Source organism: Mycobacterium sp. TH-M25 (assembly GCF_057473665.1).
Genome location: NZ_JBYCLA010000241.1, coordinates 1 through 4,901 on the forward strand (window position 1 = coordinate 1; position 4,901 = coordinate 4,901).

Genomic DNA, 4,901 nt, shown 5'->3' on the forward strand with positions numbered 1-4,901 from the left:
AAAAGTGATCTGGACCACGAAATGACTCGGCGTAGATCTTGTACACGTCCTCGGTGCCCGACGGCCGTGCGGCGAACCACGCGTTGGCCGTCGTCACCTTCAATCCGCCCAACGGGGCGCCGTTACCCGGCGCCGTCGTCAGCTTCGCGGTGATCTCCTCACCGGCCAACTCCGTCGCGCTCACCTGCTCGGGCGACAGCTTTGACAGCCGGGCCCTCTGCTCGCGGTTCGCCGGCGCGTCGAGTCGCGCGTAGCTGGGCGTGCCGTACTTCTGGGTCAGTTCCAGATAACGCTGCGACGGCGTCTTGCCCGTGACGGCCAAGATCTCGCCGGCCAGTAGGGCCAAGATGATGCCGTCCTTGTCGGTGGTCCACACCGAGCCGTCGCGGCGCAGGAACGACGCCCCAGCCGACTCCTCGCCGCCGAATCCGACGATGCCGCCGATCAGACCGTCGACGAACCACTTGAACCCGACGGGCACCTCGACCAGCCTTCGTCCCAGGCCGGCCACCACCCGGTCGATGATCGACGAGCTGACCGCGGTCTTGCCGACGGCCACACCCTCGGGCCAGTTCGGCCGATGCGTGTAGAGGTAGTCGATCGCCACCGCCAGATAGTGATTCGGGTTCATCAGGCCGGCGTCAGGGGTGACGATGCCGTGCCGGTCGGAGTCGGCGTCGTTGCCGGTGGCGATCTGGTAGCGGTCGGGGTTGCCGGTCACCGTTCGCACGAGCCCCGCCATCGCGTCTGGCGAGCTGCAGTCCATCCGGATCTTGCCGTCGTGGTCGAGCGTCATGAACCGCCAGGTCGCGTCGACCAGCGGATTGACCACGGTCAGATCGAGGTGGTGCCGCTCGGCGATCGCGGCCCAGTAGTCGACGCTGGCCCCGCCGAGCGGGTCGGCGCCGATCCTGATCCCCGCCTTACCGATGATGTCGAGGTCGACCACGTTCGGCAGATCGGCGACGTAGGCGTCCAGGTAGTCGTGTCGCTCGACGGTCTGCAGTGCGCGGGCCAACGGCACCCGCTTCACCGCCTCGCCGTTTTTGAGAATCTCGTTGGCGCGCTGGGCAATTGCGTTGGTCGCGGCGGTGTCGGCCGGACCACCGTTGGGCGGATTGTATTTGAAGCCACCGTCATAGGGCGGGTTGTGCGACGGCGTCACCACGATCCCGTCGGCCAGTCCGGCACTGCGGCCCCGGTTGTAGGTGAGGATGGCGTGGCTGATTGCGGGAGTGGGCGTGTAGCGGTCGGCAGAGTCGACAGCGGTGACGACGTCGTTGGCGGCGAGCACTTCGAGCGCCGACACCCACGCCGGCTCCGACAGCCCGTGGGTGTCCCGGCCGAGGAACAGCGGACCGCCTGTGCCGTGCGCGCCGCGGTACTCGACGATCGCCTGAGTGATAGCCAGGATGTGCGCCTCGTTGAACGCGCCGTTGAGGGCCGAGCCGCGATGCCCCGACGTTCCGAATGCCACCTGTTGAGCGGCGTCGTCGGGATCGGGTTCGACCGAGTAGTACGCCGTGACCAGATGGGGCAGGTCGACGAGGTCTTCGGGCAGGGCCGGCTGACCGGCGCGAGGATTGACCACCATGGCGTCGATTGTGCCGAAGAAGCTGCCGGAGCACTGCACCTGAGCGAACGCCGCCCCGATGGACCGGCGCTACCCCGTCAGGGTGGTGATTCGCCGGATCACTTCGTCGCGCCCGAGGGTGCGCGCGATCTGGAACAGGTCGGGACTTTTGGTCGAACCGGTCAGGCCGACCCGAATCAGCTGCGAGGCCTCCCGGATCGAACCGGGGTAGGCATCGGGGTTCTTTTTGTATTCCTTCGCGTTACCCGCGAAACCGAACTTCATGGCCAGGTCGCGGATCTGCTGGAACCACTGCACCGGGTCGTCGAGATCCTGGTAGCCCGCGACGAATTCGCCGGCGAAGGACCGGACCAGGTCGATCGGCAGCTCCAGTTGCGCGTCGTCGGCAGCCACCAACGTGAACAGGTCGGCAAAGAAAAAGCCGTACGCGTCGCGGAAATCCGACCACTTGCGCAGGTCTTTTCGTGGGTTGTCGACGCCGTCACGCTCGACGGCGAGCGCGGCCAGGGTCTGCTCCGGACGGGCCTCGATCACCTCCCGCAGCTCGGGATCGAACTCGGCCGCCCACGTCGTCAGCGCGGCATAGATCTGCGCACCGGTCAGTGTCGCGATGTGGTCTGCGCTGATGTCTTCCAGCTTCACCAGGTCCACCAGCGGCCCCGCGCCGCCGCACTCGGCAAGCGAGATCGTCGCAGCGAGGGCGTCGGGCAGCGGAACCTCGGCCAGCCGCCCGTTGGCCAGCCCGCGCAGGTAATACAGCACGGCATCGGCAGGATAGCCCGAGCGGATGTAGAAGTCGACGTCGGCCTCGGGGTCTTTGCGCTTGGACAGTTTGCGCTTGCCCCCGGGGATCTGCTTCATCAGCAGCGCGATGTGGGCGTAGGTGGGCGCCTGGAAACCCAGCGCCTCGAACAACTGCAGATGCAACGCCGTCGACGACAGCCACTCCTCGCCGCGGATCACCAGGTTGCATCGCATCAGGTGGTCGTCGACGGCGTGGGCGAAGTGGTAGGTCGGAAGTTGCACCGACGCAGATGATTTCAGGATCACCACGTCGTTGTAGTTGTTCTCCATCGACAATTCGCCGCGGATCGCGTCGATGAAGGATGCTCGTCCGCCGGTGCGGCCGGGCGAGCGGAAACGCACGACGTAGGGCGCGCCTGAGTCCAACTGCTCGCGGACCGCGGCATCGTCGGCGTCGCGCCAGATCGCCCATTCACCGTAGTAACCGGTCGGCCGCTTGAGCTGTTGCTGGCGGGTGCGGATCTCGGTGAGCTGATCCGACGTCGCGAAGCACAGGTACGCCTTGCCGGCGCGCAACATCTCCCGCGCATAGCTCAGATAAATCGTCGCGCGCTCGGACTGACGGTAGGGCCCGTAATCGCCACCGGCGCCGACGGCCTCGTCGGGAATGACCCGAAAGTAGGCAAACGCCCGATCGAATTGTTCGTAGGCTCCGGCCACCTCGCGCGACTGGTCGGTGTCTTCGATCCGCACGAAGTAGCGGCCATGGCTCTGGTGCGCGACCGATGCGTCGATCATCGCGGTGTAGATGCCGCCGAGGTGAATGAAGCCGGTCGGCGACGGGGCCAACCGGGTCACCTGGGCGTCGGCGGGCAGGTCGCGGGGCGGGTAGCGCTGTTCCCACTCGATGGGCTCGGGCAGGTCGGCGGGAAAGAGGCGGTCGACCTCATGCGGCTCTAGCATTGCGGTGACGGCTCCTTCTACGGTGGTTGGCCCCGTCGATGTTAGTCAGGCTGGTCACCGGCTGCGCCGCCCGTAGGCTGGGCACGATGAGCATCACACCCGACACTGCCGTTGCTCTGCACGACCGCTTCGCCAGCGACCTGCCCGAGATGGCTGTCAGCTGGCACGCTCAGACCTTCCCCGACCCGCGGCTGCTGGTCGTCAACACACCGCTGGCCGGCGAACTCGGGCTCGACCCGGCCTGGTTGCACAGCGCCGACGGGCTGAGCTTCCTAGTGGGCGACCAGGTTCCCGACGGGGCCAGGCCGGTCGCCCAGGCCTACGCAGGGCATCAATTCGGCGGATACGTGCCGCAACTGGGCGACGGCCGCGCATTGCTGCTCGGCGAGCTCGCCGACGTCGACGGGCGGTTGCGCGACATTCACCTCAAGGGGTCGGGCCCCACGCCGTTCGCCCGCGGCGGCGACGGGCTGGCGGCAGTCGGGCCGATGCTGCGTGAGTACGTCGTCAGCGAGGCGATGCACGCGCTGGGCGTCCCGACCACACGATCGCTGGCAGTCGTGGCCACCGGCCGCACCGTACACCGCCAGACACCACTGCCCGGAGCCGTGCTCACCCGCGTCGCCGCCAGCCATCTGCGAGTGGGCAGTTTCGAATACGCGGCGGCCACCGGCAATCTCGACCTGGTGCGCCGGTTGGCCGACCATGCGATCGCCCGCCATTATCCCGGTGCCGCGATGCTCGAGAACCCCTACCTCGCGCTGTTGGAGGCGGTGGCCGCGGTGCAGGCGTCGCTAATGGCGCGGTGGATGCTGATCGGCTTCGTCCACGGGGTGATGAACACCGACAACATGACGATCTCGGGTGAGACCATCGACTACGGCCCGTGCGCCTTCATGGAGGCCTACGATCCCGACACGGTATTCAGCTCGATCGATCGCTGGGGTCGTTACGCGTACGGCAACCAGCCGGCGATCGCCGGGTGGAATCTCGCCAGGTTCGCCGAGTCGCTGCTGCCGCTGCTGGCCGACGCCGTCGATGACGGGGTTGTCCTCGCGCAGAAGGCTTTCCACGTTTTCCGCGATCAGTACGACGCGACGTGGACTGACGGGATGCGGGTCAAGCTCGGGCTGGCGGCCGATATCGACGCCGCCACGGTCACGTCGTTGTCCGAGGATCTGCTCGCGCTGCTCAAGGAGGGCCGAGCCGACTACACCTCGTTCTTCCGCGCCCTCAGCAGCCCCGCCGCAGGCCTTCAAATACCTGGCATCGACACCTGGATCTCACGCTGGCAAGCGCTGAATCCCGATGCGGCACTGATGGATCGGAGCAACCCGAGCTACATCCCGCGCAACCATCTCGTCGAGGAAGCGCTGGGAGCCGCAACCGCCGGGGATCTGAATCCCTTCCAGCAGTTACTCGTTGCAATCAGCGACCCGTACCTCGAGCGACCGGGCCTGGAGCGCTACGCGCACCCGGCACCAGACGGTTGCGGTGACTACCAGACGTTCTGCGGCACCTGATCTGCGGCGGCACGCTGTTTCAGTGCGGCCTGCAGAATCGAACCGGCAGTCACGAACGCGGGTTTGTCACGATCGGC

The 4,901-nt window shown here is 66.9% G+C and carries 3 protein-coding genes; 1 reads left to right on the top strand and 2 read right to left on the bottom strand.

Annotated features, from left to right (window positions below; translation table 11 throughout):
• On the bottom strand, positions 1 to 1,594 hold a 1,594-nt coding region (gene pgm / locus AC2VOU_RS07995), incomplete at its 3' end, for a phosphoglucomutase (alpha-D-glucose-1,6-bisphosphate-dependent) (RefSeq protein WP_486956886.1).
• Positions 1,595 to 1,663: 69 nt separating this feature from the next.
• Positions 1,664 to 3,301 (bottom strand): glutamate--tRNA ligase, encoded by a 1,638-nt coding sequence (locus AC2VOU_RS08000; protein ID WP_486956887.1) that lies wholly within the window; start codon positions 3,299 to 3,301, stop codon positions 1,664 to 1,666.
• A gap of 86 nt (positions 3,302 to 3,387) precedes the next feature.
• On the opposite strand from AC2VOU_RS08000, the gene AC2VOU_RS08005 reads away from it, so the two are divergent.
• Positions 3,388 to 4,824, top strand: coding sequence for a protein adenylyltransferase SelO (locus tag AC2VOU_RS08005; RefSeq protein ID WP_486956888.1), 1,437 nt, complete (start codon positions 3,388 to 3,390; stop codon positions 4,822 to 4,824).
• The last annotated feature ends 77 nt before the right edge of the window (positions 4,825 to 4,901 follow it).